Origin of the sequence: Streptomyces sp. NPDC002742, from assembly GCF_042888885.1 — a bacterium.
GTDB lineage: Bacteria > Actinomycetota > Actinomycetes > Streptomycetales > Streptomycetaceae > Streptomyces.
Window position 1 is genome coordinate 143,650 of the sequence record NZ_JBIAQF010000019.1, and the last position, 16,167, is coordinate 159,816.

General features: G+C 70.3%; 16 protein-coding genes. 8 read left to right on the forward strand and 8 right to left on the reverse strand.

The window, feature by feature from the left end; genetic code table 11:
• Positions 1-366 precede the first annotated feature (366 nt).
• From acs to ACFYW8_RS30400, 5 genes are all read left to right on the forward strand, one after another.
• Positions 367-2,367: an acetate--CoA ligase gene (acs, locus tag ACFYW8_RS30380; RefSeq protein ID WP_389083791.1), complete on the forward strand. Its 2,001-nt coding sequence runs from the start codon at positions 367-369 to the stop codon at positions 2,365-2,367.
• A 388-nt stretch (positions 2,368-2,755) separates the two neighbouring features.
• Complete coding sequence (nhaA, locus tag ACFYW8_RS30385) at positions 2,756-4,108, forward strand: Na+/H+ antiporter NhaA (RefSeq protein WP_389083935.1); 1,353 nt, start codon at positions 2,756-2,758, stop codon at positions 4,106-4,108.
• A gap of 43 nt (positions 4,109-4,151) precedes the next feature.
• Positions 4,152-4,628 (forward strand): phage holin family protein, encoded by a 477-nt coding sequence (locus ACFYW8_RS30390; RefSeq protein WP_389083796.1) that lies wholly within the window; start codon positions 4,152-4,154, stop codon positions 4,626-4,628.
• Positions 4,625-5,575, forward strand: coding sequence for an alpha/beta hydrolase (locus ACFYW8_RS30395; RefSeq protein WP_365878299.1), 951 nt, complete (start codon positions 4,625-4,627; stop codon positions 5,573-5,575). Before ACFYW8_RS30390 ends, ACFYW8_RS30395 begins: the two co-directional genes overlap by 4 nt.
• A gap of 162 nt (positions 5,576-5,737) precedes the next feature.
• Positions 5,738-5,917, forward strand: coding sequence for a hypothetical protein (locus tag ACFYW8_RS30400; RefSeq protein ID WP_261704743.1), 180 nt, complete (start codon positions 5,738-5,740; stop codon positions 5,915-5,917).
• A 15-nt stretch (positions 5,918-5,932) separates the two neighbouring features.
• On the opposite strand, the gene ACFYW8_RS30405 is transcribed toward ACFYW8_RS30400, so the two are convergent.
• From ACFYW8_RS30405 to nth, 3 genes are read right to left on the reverse strand one after another with little or no spacing between them, the layout of a single operon-like run.
• Complete coding sequence (locus ACFYW8_RS30405) at positions 5,933-7,132, reverse strand: MarP family serine protease (RefSeq protein WP_365878297.1); 1,200 nt, start codon at positions 7,130-7,132, stop codon at positions 5,933-5,935.
• A 13-nt stretch (positions 7,133-7,145) separates the two neighbouring features.
• Entirely contained in the window at positions 7,146-7,856 is a 711-nt protein-coding gene (locus tag ACFYW8_RS30410) for a CoA pyrophosphatase (protein ID WP_365878295.1), read from the reverse strand.
• Between the two features lie 52 nt (positions 7,857-7,908).
• Positions 7,909-8,994 (reverse strand): endonuclease III, encoded by a 1,086-nt coding sequence (gene nth, locus ACFYW8_RS30415; RefSeq protein WP_389083807.1) that lies wholly within the window; start codon positions 8,992-8,994, stop codon positions 7,909-7,911.
• A 357-nt stretch (positions 8,995-9,351) separates the two neighbouring features.
• On the opposite strand from nth, the gene ACFYW8_RS30420 reads away from it, so the two are divergent.
• Positions 9,352-10,026 carry a Crp/Fnr family transcriptional regulator gene (locus tag ACFYW8_RS30420; protein ID WP_006382668.1) on the forward strand — a complete coding sequence of 225 codons (675 nt, stop codon included), beginning with the start codon at positions 9,352-9,354 and terminating at the stop codon, positions 10,024-10,026.
• Positions 10,027-10,395: 369 nt separating this feature from the next.
• Here ACFYW8_RS30420 and ACFYW8_RS30425 read toward each other — a convergent pair whose 3' ends face one another.
• The 4 genes from ACFYW8_RS30425 to ACFYW8_RS30440 form a co-directional block, all read right to left on the reverse strand.
• Positions 10,396-11,226 (reverse strand): MBL fold metallo-hydrolase, encoded by an 831-nt coding sequence (locus ACFYW8_RS30425; protein ID WP_389083814.1) that lies wholly within the window; start codon positions 11,224-11,226, stop codon positions 10,396-10,398.
• A complete protein-coding gene (locus ACFYW8_RS30430; protein WP_389083819.1) occupies positions 11,223-12,092 on the reverse strand; it encodes an NUDIX hydrolase in 870 nt (289 codons plus the stop codon). The genes ACFYW8_RS30425 and ACFYW8_RS30430 overlap by 4 nt, the downstream gene beginning before the upstream one ends.
• A gap of 232 nt (positions 12,093-12,324) precedes the next feature.
• Entirely contained in the window at positions 12,325-12,795 is a 471-nt protein-coding gene (locus tag ACFYW8_RS30435; RefSeq protein ID WP_261704750.1) for a RidA family protein, read from the reverse strand.
• Positions 12,792-12,953, reverse strand: a complete 162-nt coding sequence (locus ACFYW8_RS30440) for a DUF4177 domain-containing protein (RefSeq protein WP_261704751.1) — start codon at positions 12,951-12,953, stop codon at positions 12,792-12,794. The genes ACFYW8_RS30435 and ACFYW8_RS30440 overlap by 4 nt, the downstream gene beginning before the upstream one ends.
• Before the next feature lie 126 nt (positions 12,954-13,079).
• Here ACFYW8_RS30440 and ACFYW8_RS30445 point away from each other — a divergent pair, with 126 nt between their 5' ends.
• Positions 13,080-14,057, forward strand: coding sequence for an ArsA-related P-loop ATPase (locus tag ACFYW8_RS30445; RefSeq protein ID WP_365878288.1), 978 nt, complete (start codon positions 13,080-13,082; stop codon positions 14,055-14,057).
• Positions 14,054-15,442 carry an ArsA family ATPase gene (locus ACFYW8_RS30450; protein ID WP_389083831.1) on the forward strand — a complete coding sequence of 463 codons (1,389 nt, stop codon included), beginning with the start codon at positions 14,054-14,056 and terminating at the stop codon, positions 15,440-15,442. The genes ACFYW8_RS30445 and ACFYW8_RS30450 overlap by 4 nt, the downstream gene beginning before the upstream one ends.
• Positions 15,443-15,563: 121 nt before the next feature.
• Here ACFYW8_RS30450 and wblA read toward each other — a convergent pair whose 3' ends face one another.
• Positions 15,564-15,902 carry a transcriptional regulator WblA gene (wblA, locus tag ACFYW8_RS30455; protein WP_028799159.1) on the reverse strand — a complete coding sequence of 113 codons (339 nt, stop codon included), beginning with the start codon at positions 15,900-15,902 and terminating at the stop codon, positions 15,564-15,566.
• Positions 15,903-16,167 lie beyond the last annotated feature (265 nt).

Genomic DNA, 16,167 nt, shown 5'->3' on the forward strand with positions numbered 1-16,167 from the left:
GGGACGCCCTACTGCCGGCTCTCCCCGGCTCCCGGCTCCCGGCTCCCGGCTCCCGGCTCCCGGCTCCCGGTGGAGTCTCGGCGGGTCGCGGTTTCCGCCCGTCGCGGGAAGTGGCTCCGGCCTGTTCTCCGCTGCGCCCCCACCGATGTTGTCCATGTGAACCCGGGAGCCGGAACGTACCTGCCCAGGGGGCAGACTCGTGCGGGCTCGTGTGGCCTTGTGAGAGGCGCCGGGGGAGAGGCGCCGGGGCGGTAACGCGGGGCAAGGACGTGCCGCGTGGACCGCGGGCCCGGACCAGCGACACAGGATAGGTCTAAACCAATCTTGGGGCGGGCCTTGTCATCGGGCCCCCCGGTCTGATGAGCTGTGGCCTGGGACACAACGGACACCCTGGGAAAGGGAGATGTCGTGAGCAACGAAAGCCTGGCCAACCTGCTGAAGGAAGAGCGCAGGTTCGCGCCGCCCGCCGACCTGGCGGCGAACGCCAATGTCACCGCGGAGGCGTATGAGCAGGCCAAGGCTGACAGGCTCGGCTTCTGGGCCGAGCAGGCCCGCCGGCTGACCTGGGCCACCGAGCCGACCGAGACACTGGACTGGTCCAACCCGCCGTTCGCGAAGTGGTTCGCCGACGGAAAACTGAACGTCGCGTACAACTGCGTGGACCGGCACGTGGAGGCCGGGAACGGTGACCGCGTCGCCATCCACTTCGAGGGCGAGCCGGGCGACAGCCGGGCCATCACCTACGCCGAGCTCAAGGACGAGGTGTCGAAGGCCGCGAACGCCCTCACCGAGCTGGGCGTCGGGAAGGGCGACCGGGTCGCCGTCTACCTGCCGATGATTCCCGAGGCCGTCGTCGCGATGCTGGCCTGCGCCCGTATCGGCGCGGCGCACTCGGTGGTCTTCGGCGGCTTCTCCGCCGACGCCATCGCCACCCGCATCCAGGACGCCGACGCCAAGCTGGTCATCACCTCCGACGGCGGCTACCGGCGCGGGAAGCCGTCCGCGCTCAAGCCCGCCGTCGACGACGCGGTGAGCCGGGTCGACGGGGTCGACAAGGTACTGGTGGTGCGCCGTACGGGCGAGGACGTCGCCTGGACCGAGGGCCGCGACGTGTGGTGGCACGACATCGTCGGACGGCAGTCCGCCGAGCACACGCCGGAGGCTTTCGACGCCGAGCACCCGCTGTTCATCCTCTACACGTCCGGGACCACCGGGAAGCCGAAGGGCATCCTGCACACCTCGGGCGGCTACCTCACACAGACCTCGTACACGCACAACGCCGTCTTCGACCTCAAGCCGGAGACCGACGTGTACTGGTGCACGGCCGACATCGGCTGGGTCACCGGGCACTCGTACATCACGTACGGACCGCTCTCGAACGGCGCGACGCAGGTGATCTACGAGGGGACCCCGGACACCCCGCACCAGGGCCGGTTCTGGGAGATCGTCCAGAAGTACGGGGTGACGATCCTCTACACGGCGCCCACGGCCATCCGTACGTTCATGAAGTGGGGCGACGACATCCCCGCGAAGTTCGATCTGTCGTCGCTGCGGGTGCTCGGGTCGGTCGGCGAGCCGATCAACCCCGAAGCCTGGATCTGGTACCGCAAGCACATCGGCGGGGACCGTACGCCGATCGTCGACACCTGGTGGCAGACCGAGACCGGCGCGATGATGATCTCGCCGCTGCCCGGGGTCACCGAGACGAAGCCGGGATCGGCCCAGCGGGCACTGCCGGGCATCGCGGCCACGGTGGTCGACGACGAGGCGAACGAGGTGCCCGACGGCGGTGGCGGCTACCTCGTGCTGACCGAGCCGTGGCCGTCCATGCTGCGCACGATCTGGGGCGACGACCAGCGGTTCCTCGACACGTACTGGTCTCGCTTCGAGGGGAAGTACTTCGCCGGGGACGGGGCCAAGAAGGACGACGACGGCGACATCTGGCTTCTGGGGCGCGTCGACGACGTGATGCTCGTGTCCGGGCACAACATCTCGACGACCGAGGTCGAGTCGGCCCTCGTCTCCCACCCGTCGGTCGCCGAGGCGGCGGTCGTGGGTGCGGCGGACGAGACCACCGGGCAGGCGATCGTCGCCTTCGTCATCCTGCGCGGGACGGCTTCCGCCGAGGACGCCGGCCTGGTGGCCGACCTGCGCAACCACGTGGGCACCACGCTCGGCGCGATCGCCAAGCCGAAGCGGGTCCTGCCGGTGGCCGAGCTGCCCAAGACCCGGTCCGGGAAGATCATGCGCCGCCTGCTGCGCGACGTGGCCGAGAACCGCGAGCTCGGTGACGTCACGACGCTCACCGACTCCACGGTGATGGACCTGATCCAGGCGAAGCTGCCGGCCGCGCCCAGCGAGGACTGAGGCAGGCCCACCCCGCCGGACCGGCCCTGAGGGGTGCGGGAGCACCCAGTGCTCCCGCACCCCTCAGGCGTTCCCGCCCCCCGCACATATTCCGCACCCGTCACGCGTTCCCACGCCCGGGCCGAACCTGAAGCTCCCCTCCGAGGGCGCCCGGAGTGCCTCTCTCAGTCCAGCCGGCACGCCCCGCGCCCGGTTCGGCCGTAATGTGAAGATCCCGCACCGACCCGGCCGCATCTTAGGTAAAGTAAGCAAAGCGTCAAGGCGCGACAAGATCGTTCATGGTGTGCCGGGAAGTCTGGTCGGCGAGTACTCAGTCCTGCCTGCTCGACCGGAGGTCCTCCTCGTGCCCGCGCCCCCCAGCACCACCACCCGCAAGTTCTTCGGCCGGATGTCCCTGCCCGAGCGGAACTTCGTGGCGGACGCGCTGCGCACCGAGACCGTGGGCGGCGTACTGCTGCTGATCGCCGCGATCGCGGCACTGATCTGGGCGAACACCCTGCCGCACAGCTACGAGACCGTCTCGCACTACCACTTCGGACCGGCCGCACTCGGGCTCAACCTGTCCGTGGAGCACTGGGCGGCCGACGGTCTGCTCGCCGTGTTCTTCTTCGTCGCCGGGATCGAGCTGAAGCGCGAGCTGGTGGCCGGGGACCTGCGGGACCCGAAGGCCGCGGTGCTGCCCGTGGTCGCCGCGGTCTGCGGCATGGCCGTTCCCGCGGTCGTCTACGTCCTGACCAACGTGGTCGGCGGAGGATCGCTCGAAGGGTGGGCCGTCCCCACCGCCACCGACATCGCCTTCGCGCTCGCCGTGCTCGCCGTCATCGGGACGTCACTGCCGTCCGCCCTGCGCGCCTTCCTGCTCACCCTCGCCGTCGTCGACGACCTGTTCGCGATCCTGATCATCGCGGTCTTCTTCACGGACTCCATCAACCTCGCGGCGCTCGGCGGGGCGGTCGTGGGCCTCGGCGTCTTCTGGCTGCTGCTGCGCAAGGGCGTACGAGGGTGGTACGTGTACGTTCCGCTCGCGCTGGTCATCTGGGCCCTGATGTACAACAGCGGCATCCACGCCACCATCGCCGGTGTCGCCATGGGTCTGATGCTGCGCTGCCATCCGCTCGAAGGCGAGGAGCACTCCCCCGGCGAGCACATCGAGCATCTGGTGCGCCCGGTGTCGGCGGGACTCGCGGTGCCGTTGTTCGCCCTGTTCAGCGCCGGAGTCTCGATCTCCGGCGGAGCGGTCCACGATGTGTTCACCCGTCCCGAGACACTCGGCGTGGTGCTCGGACTCGTCGTCGGCAAGGCGGTCGGCATCTTCGGCGGTACATGGCTGACGGCCCGGTTCACCAGGGCCTCGCTCAGTGATGACCTGGAATGGGCCGACGTCGCCGCCGTCGCCACCCTCGCCGGCATCGGCTTCACCGTCTCCCTGCTCATCGGCGAACTCGCCTTCGAAGGCAATACGAGCCTCACCGACGAGACCAAGGCCGCCGTCCTGATCGGCTCGTTCATCGCGGCCGTGCTCGCCACGGTGCTGCTGAAGATGCGCAACACCCGGTACCGCGCGCTGTGCGAGGACGAGGAACGCGACGAGGACCTCGACGGCATCCCCGACATCTACGAGGAGGACAAGCCGGAGTATCACCTGCGCATGGCCGCCATCTACGAGCGGAAGGCCGCGGAACACCGCAGGCTTGCCGAAGTGGCGGGTGGGGCAAGCGAGGGGAACGACGGTCCGGCATGATCTGACAGGACCGTACAAACACATGCAGAAGAGGGAGACAGCGATGAGCGCACCCGACGGCAGCCCGGTCGGCGCCGAACGCAGTATCGGCCAGTTGGTCGCCTCGGCGACGACCGAGATGTCCGCACTGGTGCACGACGAAATCGCACTGGCGAAGGCGCAGCTCAAGCAGGACGTCAAGCGCGGCGCGGCCAGCGGCGGCGCGTTCTCGGCGGCCGGCGCGGTGCTGATCTTCTCCTTGCCGATGCTCAATTTCGCCCTCGCGTACGGCATCCGGACCTGGAGCGACTGGAATCTCGCGATCTGTTTCCTGCTGTCCTTCGCGGCGAACGTGCTGGTCGCCGCCGTACTCGCGCTGATCGGCACGATCTACGCGAAGAAGGTCAAGAAGGGCCAGGGCGCGCAGAAGGTGGCCGCCTCCGTGAAGGAGACGGCGGCTGTTCTGCCGAACGCCAAGCCGCACCCCCGGCCCGAACCGGTCGAGGACGCCGTCAAGGCTGTGGCACGCTCATCCTCATGACGGACCCCGCCACACCTTCGGCGCAACCCACCTCGGTCGTACGGATCGACCTCCCTGGCGGACAGAAACCGACGCACCGGGACGTGGCCGCCAACGGCGCGCGCTTCCACATCGCCGAGCTCGGCGACGGGCCGCTCGTCCTGCTGCTGCACGGCTTCCCGCAGTTCTGGTGGACCTGGCGGCACCAACTCGTCGCGCTCGCCGACGCCGGCTTCCGGGCCGTGGCCATGGACCTGCGGGGTGTCGGGGGCAGCGACCGCACCCCGCGCGGCTACGACCCCGCCAACCTCGCGCTCGACATCACCGGGGTCGTACGGTCCCTCGGCGAGCCCGACGCGGCGCTGGTCGGGCACGACCTCGGCGGCTATCTGGCGTGGACGGCGGCGGCCATGCGGCCCAAACTCGTCCGCCGACTCGCGGTGTCGTCCATGCCGCATCCACGGCGCTGGCGTTCCGCCATGCTCTCCGACGTCAAGCAGACGGCGGCGGGCTCGTACATCTGGGGCTTCCAGCGTCCCTGGATCCCCGAGCGCCAACTCCTCGCCGACGACGGCGCCCTGGTGGGCCGTCTGGTACGCGACTGGTCGGGTCCCCGGCAGCCGGACGAGGACACCCTGGAGACGTACCGCCGGGCCATGCGCATCCCGTCGACCGCGCACTGCTCCATCGAGCCGTACAGGTGGATGGTTCGGTCCATGGCGCGCCCGGACGGCATCCAGTTCAACCGGCGCATGAAGCGGCCGGTGCGGGTGCCGACGCTGCATCTGCACGGCTCACTCGATCCGGTGCTGCGGACGCGGAGCGCGGCGGGCTCCGGCGAGTACGTCGAAGCGCCGTACCGCTGGCGGCTGTTCGACGGGCTCGGTCACTTCCCGCACGAAGAGGATCCGGTCGCCTTTTCCACCGAACTGATCAACTGGCTGAAGGATCCGGAACCCGACCGGTGACTCCTCGGTCACTCTTGCGTGACCGCCCGAACGCGCCCCGCGCCATGCCCGGAACACGAGCCGTGAACACCTGTCCGACGAACAGCCAATTGCCTGGCGCATAGGCCAATTGAAGGGCAGGGGCGAGGTTATCGACCTTGGGGCAGGGGCAGACGTCGGGGTATGGGCTGGACGCACGACTACAGTGACGCAGCACGCAATCGCCGCTCGGCCACGGGTCTGAGCTCCCATCAGAGGGGCACCCCGCAGCTGACGGGCACGGATCCTCGCGTGGGGATTCCGCACATTCTGCGCCGCCGGGCCCGCTGGGTCTCCGTGCGGCTGCGCCATCCACGCGGCTGAGGTCCCGCCCGCCGGTCAGAGCGCGCAGCTGTCGCTGTCCACCTGCTGGTTGGCCGTACGCCCCTTGGCGATGTCCGGCCGGACCTCGTCCGCGGTGAGCGCGTAGCCGGTCTCGGCGTCGTCGAGCGACTTCGCGAAGACCACGCCGTAGACCTTGCCGTCGGGGGTCAGCAGCGGTCCGCCGGAGTTGCCCTGACGGACCGTCGCGTACAGCGAGTAGACATCGCGGCGCACCGTCTTGCGGTGGTAGATGTCCGGGCCGTTGGCCGTGATGCGGCCCCGCACGCGCGCGGGCTGGACGTTGTACGAGCCGTTCTGCGGGAACCCCGCGACGATCGCGCTGTCGCCACTGCTCGCGTCCTTGGGGCTGAACCGCAGCGCGGGCGCCCTCAGGTTCGGTACGTCGAGTACGGCGATGTCGCGCTCCCAGTCGTACAGGACGACCGTGGCGTCGTACTTCTTGCCCTCGCCGCCTATCTGGACGGTGGGTTCGTCGACTCCGCCGACCACGTGCGCGTTGGTCATCACACGGCGGTCGCTGAAGACGAAACCGGTGCCTTCGAGGACCTTGCCGCAACTCTGGGCGGTTCCCATGACCTTGACGATGGAGTTCTGCGAGTGGGTGGCGACGGGGCTGCCGGCGAGCTGTGGGTCGGGCGGCCGGACCTCTGTGATGGGCTCGTTGGCGAACGGGCTGAAGACCTGGGGGAAGCCGTTCTGCGCGAGGACCGAGGAGAAGTCGGCGAACCAGGTGTTGGCCTGGGAGGGCAGCGCGCGGGACACACCGAGCAGCACCTTGGAGTTGCGGACCTCCTTGCCGAGCGTCGGCAGCGTCGTACCGGCGAGGGCCGAGCCGATCAGCCAGGCGACGAGCAGCATCGCCACGACGTTCACCAGGGCGCCGCCGGTCGCGTCCAGGGCTCTGGCCGGGGACCATGTGATGTACCGGCGCAGCTTGTTGCCGAGGTGGGTGGTGAGGGCCTGGCCGACCGAGGCGCAGACGATCACGACGACCACGGCGACGACGGCGGCGGTCGTGCTCACCTTGCTGTCGTCGGTCGTCCAGCTCCAGATGATCGGGAGCAGGTAGACGGCGACGAGACCACCGCCCAGGAAGCCGATCACCGACAGGATGCCGACGACGAAGCCCTGGCGATAGCCCACGATCGCGAACCACACAGCGGCGACCAGCAACAGGATGTCCAGCACATTCACGAAGGTCACCTTGTCACGCGCGCCAGTCGAGCGGGACCTGCTTCTCGCGGTCCCACGGGCGCTCCCAGCCCGCGAAATGCAGGATCTTGTCGATCACTCCGGCCGTGAAGCCCCAGACCAGGGCGGATTCGACCAGAAACGCCGGACCCCGGTGACCGCTGGGGTGCACGGTGGTCGCACGGTTGGCCGGATCCGTGAGATCCACCACGGGCACCGTGAACACCCGGGCCGTCTCGCCCGGGTCGACGACGCCGACCGGCGTCGGGCGGCGCCACCACCCGAGGACCGGGGTGACCACGAAACCGCTGACCGGGATGTACAGCTTGGGCAGCACGCCGAAGAGCTGGACGCCGGTCGGGTCGAGGCCGGTCTCCTCCTCGGCCTCGCGCAGGGCGGCCCGCAGCGGCCCGTCGGCCTTCGGGTCGCCGTCCTCCGGGTCGAGCGCGCCACCGGGGAAGGACGGCTGCCCGGCGTGCGATCTGAGGGTGCCGGCGCGCTCCATGAGCAGCAGCTCGGGGCCGCGCCCGCCTTCGCCGAAGAGGATGAGGACCGCGGACTGACGGCCCGTGCCGTTCGCCGGCGGCAGAAATCGGCTCAGCTGGAGCGGTTCCACCGTCTCCGCGGCGTGCGCGACCGGGCCCAGCCAGTCGGGCAGGCCGTCCTTGCTGAGCACCGGCCCGCCCTGCGTATTGCTCGCGTCCTGTGTGTTGCCTGCGTGCTTCATCGCCGCCCCCGTTCTGCTGTTCCCAACGCCCGCCGGGGCCGTGTTCGTTCCGTCATCCGGCACCCAGTGGGGGCGCGGGGATGCCGCCCGCGTCCAGATAGGCCTGCGGGGGGTTGAGCCGCTGGCCGGGGAAGCCGCCCTTCTCGTACTTCAGGAGCTTCTTCGCCTTCTCGGGGTCGGTCTCGCCCTCCCCGTACGCCGGGCAGAGCGGGGCGATGGGGCAGGCGCCGCAGGCCGGCTTGCGGGCGTGGCAGATACGGCGGCCGTGGAAGATCACGTGGTGCGACAGCATGGTCCAATCGCTCTTCGGGAAGAGCCCGCCGACGGCCGCCTCGATCTTGTCCGGCTCGCTCTCCGCCGTCCACTGCCAGCGCCGCACGAGCCGCTGGAAGTGGGTGTCCACGGTGATCCCGGGGCGCCCGAAGGCATTACCGAGCACGACGAAGGCGGTCTTGCGGCCCACACCGGGCAGTTTGACGAGGTCTACGAGGCGGCCGGGCACCTCGCCCCCGAAGTCGTCCCGCAGGGCCTTGGAGAGCCCTATGACGGACTTGGTCTTGGCCCGGAAGAACCCGGTCGGGCGCAGGATCTCCTCGACCTCCTCGGGGTTGGCCCCGGCGAGGTCCTCGGGGGTCGGGTATCTGGCGAAGAGCGCCGGCGTCGTCTGGTTCACCCGCAGGTCGGTGGTCTGGGCGGACAGGACCGTGGCGACGACCAGCTGGAACGGGTTCTCGAAGTCCAGTTCCGGGTGGGCGTACGGGTACACCTCGGCGAGCTCGCGGTTGATACGGCGGGCCCGGCGGACGAGGGCGGTGTGCGACTCGTTCCGCGGCGGGGCGGGGGCGACGGGACGCGCGGGTGCCGCCTTCTCGGCGGCCGTCCTCACGCCCTCCTCCTTGGAAGCCGCCGTCGCCGAGACAGCCTTCTTCGAGACCGCCTCCTTGGCGACCTCGTTCTTGGAGACGGCCTTCTTGGAGACGGCCTTCTTGGCGGTCGCCTTCGCCGGCGTCACCTTCTTGGCGGCCGTTTTCGCGGGCGTCTTCGCGGGCGTCACCTTTTTGGCGGTCTGACGGGCGGTCTTCTTCGCGCTCTTCCCGCCGGCCGTCTTCGATGCCGCCTTCGACGCTCCCTCGGACACGGTCTTCGGTACCGCCTTCACCGGCGTCGACTTCGGAGCTTTTGTCGGTTCTTTGGTTCCGTCGGGGGCCTGTTCGCCCACAGCGGAATCACGACGTACAACCACCCGCCCAGCCCCCTTGGCCTGTGCTCTCACCGGCGATTTGGACACCCGGCCAGCCTAAAGCCCGGCACCGACATCCGCCCCGGACCCTGAAGATCGGCCCCCAATTGGCCCCCTGCCGCACTCGTCGGGACGCCAGTGCGGCAGACTTGTGACTGATCACACTGTTTGGACGGTCCGGCAAGATGGGGAACACGGTCCCCTGGTACCAAGGGGGAGCAAGATCCCCTGAGCAGGTCGACAAGGAGAGAACTCGTGGACGACGTTCTGCGGCGCGCCCCGCTCTTCGCGGCGCTCGATGACGAGCAGGCCGCGGAGCTCCGCGCCTCCATGAGTGAGGTGACCCTCGCGCGAGGTGACGCTCTCTTCCATGAGGGCGACCCCGGTGACCGCCTCTATGTGGTCACCGAAGGCAAGGTGAAGCTCCACCGCACCTCCCCCGACGGGCGGGAGAACATGCTGGCCGTCCTCGGCCCCGGTGAGCTGATCGGCGAGCTGTCGCTGTTCGACCCGGGCCCGCGCACGGCGACCGCCACCGCGCTCACCGAGGTCAAGCTGCTCGGCCTCGGCCACGGCGACCTCCAGCCGTGGCTGAACGCGCGGCCCGAGGTGGCCGCCGCCCTGCTGCGCGCCGTCGCACGGCGCCTGCGCAAGACCAACGACCAGATGTCCGACCTGGTCTTCTCCGACGTGCCCGGCCGTGTCGCGCGCGCCCTGCTCGACCTGTCGCGCCGCTTCGGCGTGCAGTCCGAAGAGGGCATCCACGTCGTGCACGACCTCACGCAGGAGGAGTTGGCCCAGCTGGTCGGCGCCTCCCGCGAGACCGTGAACAAGGCGCTCGCCGACTTCGCGGGCCGCGGCTGGCTCCGCCTGGAGGCCCGCGCGGTGATCCTCCTGGACGTGGAGCGGCTCGCCAAGCGCTCACGCTGACACCTTTTGCCGTACGTCGACGGGGTCCCGCCTTCTTCCGAGGCGGGACCCCGTCGTCGTAACCCTCCCGAGCGGGCCCCATCGGCGTACCCCCGCTGAGCTGAACCCGTCCGCGGAACCGCTCTCCCGGCCTGGACCGGGCCGACGCGGACGCTCCCGGTCCTCCTTCCCCGGCCCGCGCAGCCGTGGACGGCGACCTGCCTCTGCTGCTGCCGTGAGTGGATCCGGCCGTGCTCCGCTCGTACGTGGCGGGCCTGGGGCCGCGGCCCGCCGGGGAGTACGCGCGCGTGCGCGGCATCAAGGCGCCCCGCCCCTGAAGGTCCACTTCAGGACCACCCCGGAGGACGCCGCCCCGCCCCAGGACCTGTCCTAGATGAGCCCGTGCTCCCGCAGATATTCCATCTGCGCCCGCACCGAAAGCTCGGCCGCGGGCCACAACGACCGGTCCACGTCCGCGTAGACGCGCGCGACGACCTCGTCCGGCGACCGGTAGCCGTTCTCGACGGCGGTCTCGACCTGGGCGAGCCGGTGGGCGCGATGGGCCAGGTAGTACTCGACCGCGCCCTGCGCGTCCTCGAGGACCGGCCCGTGACCGGGCAGGACGGTGTGGACGCCGTCGTCGACCGTCAGCGAGCGGAGCCGGCGCAGGGAGTCGAGATAGTCGCCCAGACGTCCGTCGGGATGGGCCACCACGGTCGTACCGCGCCCCAGTACGGTGTCCCCGGTCAGAACGGCACGATCGGCCGGGAGATGGAAGCACAGCGAGTCGGCGGTGTGCCCCGGGGTCGACACGACGCGCAGTTCGAGTCCGCCGAGACTGATCACGTCTCCCGCGGCCAGCCCCTCGTCCCCCAGCCGCAGCGCGGGGTCCAGGGCCCGGACCTTGGTCCCCGACAGTTCGGCGAACCGCGACGCGCCCTCCGCGTGATCGGGATGCCCGTGCGTGAGCAGGGTCAGCGCGACGCGCTTCCCGGCCTTCTCGGCCGTGTCCAGGACCGTGCGCAGATGTACGTCGTCCAGCGGCCCCGGGTCGATCACGACCGCCAGCTCGGAGCCGGGCTCGGACACGATCCAGGTGTTCGTGCCGTCCAGGGTCATCGCCGAGGCGTTGGGGGCGAGGACGTTCACCGCGCGCGCGGTGGCGGGGCCGGAGAGGACCGTGCCCCGCGGTTGACCTGGGAGGGCTGCCGCGTCGGTCATGCGGACGCTCCGCCGGTCGGGATGTGCTTGGTGAACTCGTCGTGTCCGGGCCAGGAGAGGACGACCTCGCCCTCCTCCAGGCGCGCCTTGGCCAGGACGGGGGTCAGATCACGGGCGGGCGCGGCGGCGAGGGCCTCGGCGGCCCTGTCGTACTCCACGATCCCGCGCAGGGTCGCGATGGTCGGCGGCATCATCAGCAGCTCGCCCTTGTCGTAGCCGGCCGCCGCGTCGGCCGGACGGATCCACACCGTGCGGTCGGCCTCCGTGGAGGCGTTCCGCGTGCGCTGGCCCTCCGGGAGCACGGCGACGAAGAACCACGTGTCGTAGCGGCGGGACTCGAACTCCGGGGTGATCCAGCGGGCCCAGGCCCCGAGCAGGTCCGAGCGGAGCACGAGTCCCCGTCGGTCGAGGAACTCCGCGAAGGACAGGTCCCTGGCGACCAGGGCCGCCCGGTCCGCCTCCCAGTCGTCCCCCGTCGTGTCACCGACCACGGTGTCCGGGCCGGGGCCGGCGAGCAGGACGCCCGCCTCCTCGTACGTCTCCCGTACGGCCGCGCAGACGACGGCCTGGGCGGCGGTCTCGTCCACGCCGAGCCTCTGGGCCCACCACGCGCGCGTGGGCCCCGCCCAGCGGATCTGGTGCTCGTCGTCGCGCGGATCCACGCCGCCGCCCGGATACGCGTACGCGCCTCCGGCGAAGGCCATGGAGGCGCGTCTGCGCAGCATGTGGACCACGGGGCCGGCCTCGCTGTCCTTGACCAGCATCACGGTGGCCGCGCGCCGGGGCGCGACCGGCGTCAGCGTGCCCTCGGCAAGCGCCCGGATCCGCTCCGGCCACTCCGCCGGAAACCATTGCCCATTCCCCATGGCCGGAGGCTATCCCGAGCCGGGCGGATGTTCGAGGCCTCACCGCCCCCACAAGCGCTCCCCGCCCCCTCCGCCTCCGCCCTGCCCACCCGAGGGACTCCGGCCCCGGACTCGGCTCCTTGAACGCCGGAGGGTCTGAGACGTGCGTGCGGAAGGGCGGTGCCCGTACATCCCTGATGTACCGGCACGACCCTTGCCCACGACGAACCGGGCGCCCGAAGACGCCCGGGGACTACGCGTGCGTCAGCTCCACCTGGATCTCGACCTCGACCGGCGCGTCCAGCGGCAGCACGGCCACACCGACCGCGCTCCGCGCGTGCACACCCTTGTCGCCCAGGACGGCGCCCAGCAGTTCACTCGCGCCGTTCAGCACACCCGGCTGCCCGGTGAAGTCCGACGCCGAGGCCACGAAGCCCACGACCTTCACGACACGCGCGATGCGGTCGAGGTCGCCCACGACCGACTTCACCGCCGCCAGGGCGTTCAGCGCGCACGTACGGGCCAGCTCCTTGGCCTCCTCGGCGGTGACCTCGGCGCCCACCTTGCCGGTGACCGGAAGCTTCCCGTCCACCATCGGAAGCTGCCCGGCCGTGTACACGTACACGCCCGACTGCACGGCGGGCTGATACGCGGCCAGCGGCGGAACGACACCCGGAAGGGTCAGCCCGAGCTCGGCGAGCTTCGCCTCGACCGCCCCGCTCACGCGGACTTCTCGCGCTTCAGGTAGGCCACCAGCTGCTCCGGGTTGTTCGGTCCGGGCACGACCTGGACGAGCTCCCAGCCGTCCTCGCCCCAGGTGTCCAGAATCTGCTTCGTGGCATGGACGAGCAGCGGCACAGTGGAGTATTCCCATTTGGTCATGTGGCCGACTGTAGCCGCTGCCGACCACCGTCCACCGCCCGAGCCACCCGCTGTCCGGCCCCCGAAAGCGCAGCTTGTCCACAGCCTCCTGCTTACTCCGGCGGCGGACTGGTTAGGCTCGAATACGTGAGCAGGCTCCAGGTCGTCAGCGGCAAGGGCGGTACCGGCAAGACCACGGTAGCCGCGGCCCTCGCGCTCGCCCTCGCGACCGAGGGCAAGCGCGCCCTCCTCGTCGAGGTCGAGGGCAGGCAGGGCATCGCGCAGCTCTTCGAGACAGAAGCGCTGCCCTACGAGGAGCGGAAGATCGCCGTCGCTCCGGGGGGCGGGGAGGTGTACGCCCTCGCGATCGACCCCGAACTGGCGCTGCTGGACTACCTCCAGATGTTCTACAAACTGGGCGGTGCCGGCCGCGCCCTGAAAAAGCTCGGCGCGATCGACTTCGCGACCACCATCGCCCCGGGACTGCGCGACGTGCTCCTCACCGGCAAAGCCTGCGAGGCGGTGCGGCGCAAGGAGAAGAGCGGCCGCTTCACGTACGACTACGTGGTGATGGACGCACCCCCCACCGGCCGCATCACCCGCTTCCTGAACGTCAACGACGAGGTCGCCGGCCTCGCGAAGATCGGCCCGATACACAATCAGGCCCAGGCCGTCATGCGCGTCCTCAAGTCCCCGGAGACGGAGGTCCACTTGGTGACGCTGCTGGAGGAGATGCCCGTACAGGAGACCGCGGACGGGATCGCGGAGCTGCGTGCCGCGAAGCTTCCCGTGGGCCGGATCATCGTGAACATGGTGCGCCCGGCACTCCTCGACGAGGCGGACCTGGCACTCGTGGAGGCCGCTCCCCGTACGGCGATCGCCAAGTCGCTCTCCGCGGCCGGCCTCGGCGGCGCACGGCGCGGCGGACTGGCCGAACGGCTGGTGGGACCGCTCCTGCAGCAGGCCGAGGAGTACGCCGAGCGGTACGCCCTGGAGACCGAGCAGCGGAGCGTGCTGGCCGAACTGGGCCTGCCGCTGCACGAACTCCCGCTGCTCTCCGAGGGCCTGGATCTGGCGGGCCTGTACGAACTGGCGGCACAGCTGCGACAGCAAGGGATGTCATGAGTCTGGACCCCGCCCGCGTCCTCGATCTCGACCCGCTGCTCGACGACCCGAAGACCCGCATCGTGGTGTGCTGCGGCTCGGGCGGCGTCGGCAAGACGACCACGGCGGCGGCCCTCGGGCTGCGTGCCGCGGAGCGCGGCCGCAAGGTGGTCGTGCTCACCATCGACCCCGCGCGCAGGCTGGCGCAGTCCATGGGCATCGACTCCCTGGACAACACTCCACGCAGGGTGAAGGGCGTCGAGGGGAGCGGGGAACTGCACGCCATGATGCTCGACATGAAGCGCACGTTCGACGAGATCGTCGAGGCGCACGCGGACGGCGACCGGGCGGCCGCCATCCTCAACAACCCCTTCTACCAGTCGCTTTCGGCGGGCTTCGCGGGCACGCAGGAGTACATGGCGATGGAGAAGCTGGGCCAGTTGCGGGCACGCGACGAGTGGGACCTGATCGTGGTCGACACTCCGCCGTCCCGCTCGGCACTGGACTTCCTGGACGCCCCGAAGCGGCTCGGGTCCTTCCTCGACGGGCGGCTGATCCGGCTGCTGACGGCGCCGGCGAAGCTGGGCGGCCGGGCGGGCATGAAGTTCCTGAGCGTCGGGATGTCGATGATGACCGGCACCCTGGGAAAGCTGCTCGGGGGCCAGCTCCTCAAGGACGTCCAGACGTTCGTCGCGGCCATGGACACCACCTTCGGCGGCTTCCGCACACGGGCGGACGCCACGTACAAGCTGCTCCAGGCGCCCGGCACCGCCTTCCTCGTGGTGGCGGCGCCCGAGCGGGACGCGCTGCGCGAGGCCGCGTACTTCGTGGAGCGGCTGGCCGCTGAGGACATGCCGTTCGCCGGGCTGGTGCTCAACCGGGTGCACGGCAGCGGGGCCGCCCGGCTGTCCGCCGAGCGGGCACTCGCCGCCGCGGAGGATCTCGATTCCGTCGACGCGGAAAGTCCTGGATCCGCCACCGCGGAAAATCTTGACGAGGCCCGCATTGTGGATCAGGGGGACGGGAAAGCTGGACTTCGTAACTCTCCCGACACGTACGGCAGTTCAGAATCACCGGCTTCCGAGACATCAGCTCCTGACGAAGGCTCCCCCGCCGCCACGGACAGGACAGCCGCCACGGACCGCACCACCGCTACGGACAGGACCGCCGCCACGGACCCCGAGCGATCCATCGACCAGCTCACCGCAGGTTTGTTGAGGCTCCACGCCGAGCGCATGCAGCTGCTCTCCCGCGAGCAACGCACGCGTGACCGCTTCGCCGCGCGTCACCCGGAGGTGCCGGTGGCGGAAGTGGCCGCGCTGCCCGGTGACGTACACGATCTCACCGGGCTGCGGGACATCGGGAACCGGCTCGCGGCTCACCGGCCGGAGCTGCCCGAAAGCTGAGCCTGCCGGGAGGCCCTGAGGGGGCGCCCTCGCCCCTGTCGACCTCGGCCGCCCCGGAAGGACCCCGGACGGCCCTGAGAGGCCTGAACGTGGCGTCCCGCCCCGAGGGGGGCGGACTCCCTCAGCCCACCGCCGCGTAGCGCTCGTACACCTCTTCCTCGTCGAGGGGCAGGAGGCCCGCGCCGCGCTCGTACTCCGTGCGCGCGGTCTCGAGCAGGCGACGCCACGAGGTGACGGTCGGCCGCCGGCGCAGCAACGCGCGCCGCTCGCGCTCGGTCATGCCACCCCACACGCCGAATTCGACGCGGTTGTCGAGCGCATCGGCGAGGCACTCCGTGCGAACCGGACATCCGGTGCACACTGCCTTTGCCCTGTTCTGTGCTGCTCCTTGAACGAACAGTTCATCTGGATCGGTAGTGCGGCAGGCCGCCTGCGCACTCCAGTCGGTTACCCAGCCCATACCGGCGCCGTCCTCTCCCGAATCGAGGCTCCCCCACGGCGGCAGCGGCATATTCACCGCCGCCAGTTGAGGACGTTACGGAAGGTGGGCACAGCGCAACACCCCCTTCGGGCCCAATCTTGAATGGCCCGAACGGACTATGCGTAAGCGGCAGATCACCCGGGGGAGTGAGCCGAGGACATGCGCGACTATCCCGGCAAATCCGGATAGTTCAGTCGAGTCACAACGGACGCCATGTGACACACAAGGCTGATTCGGACACGCG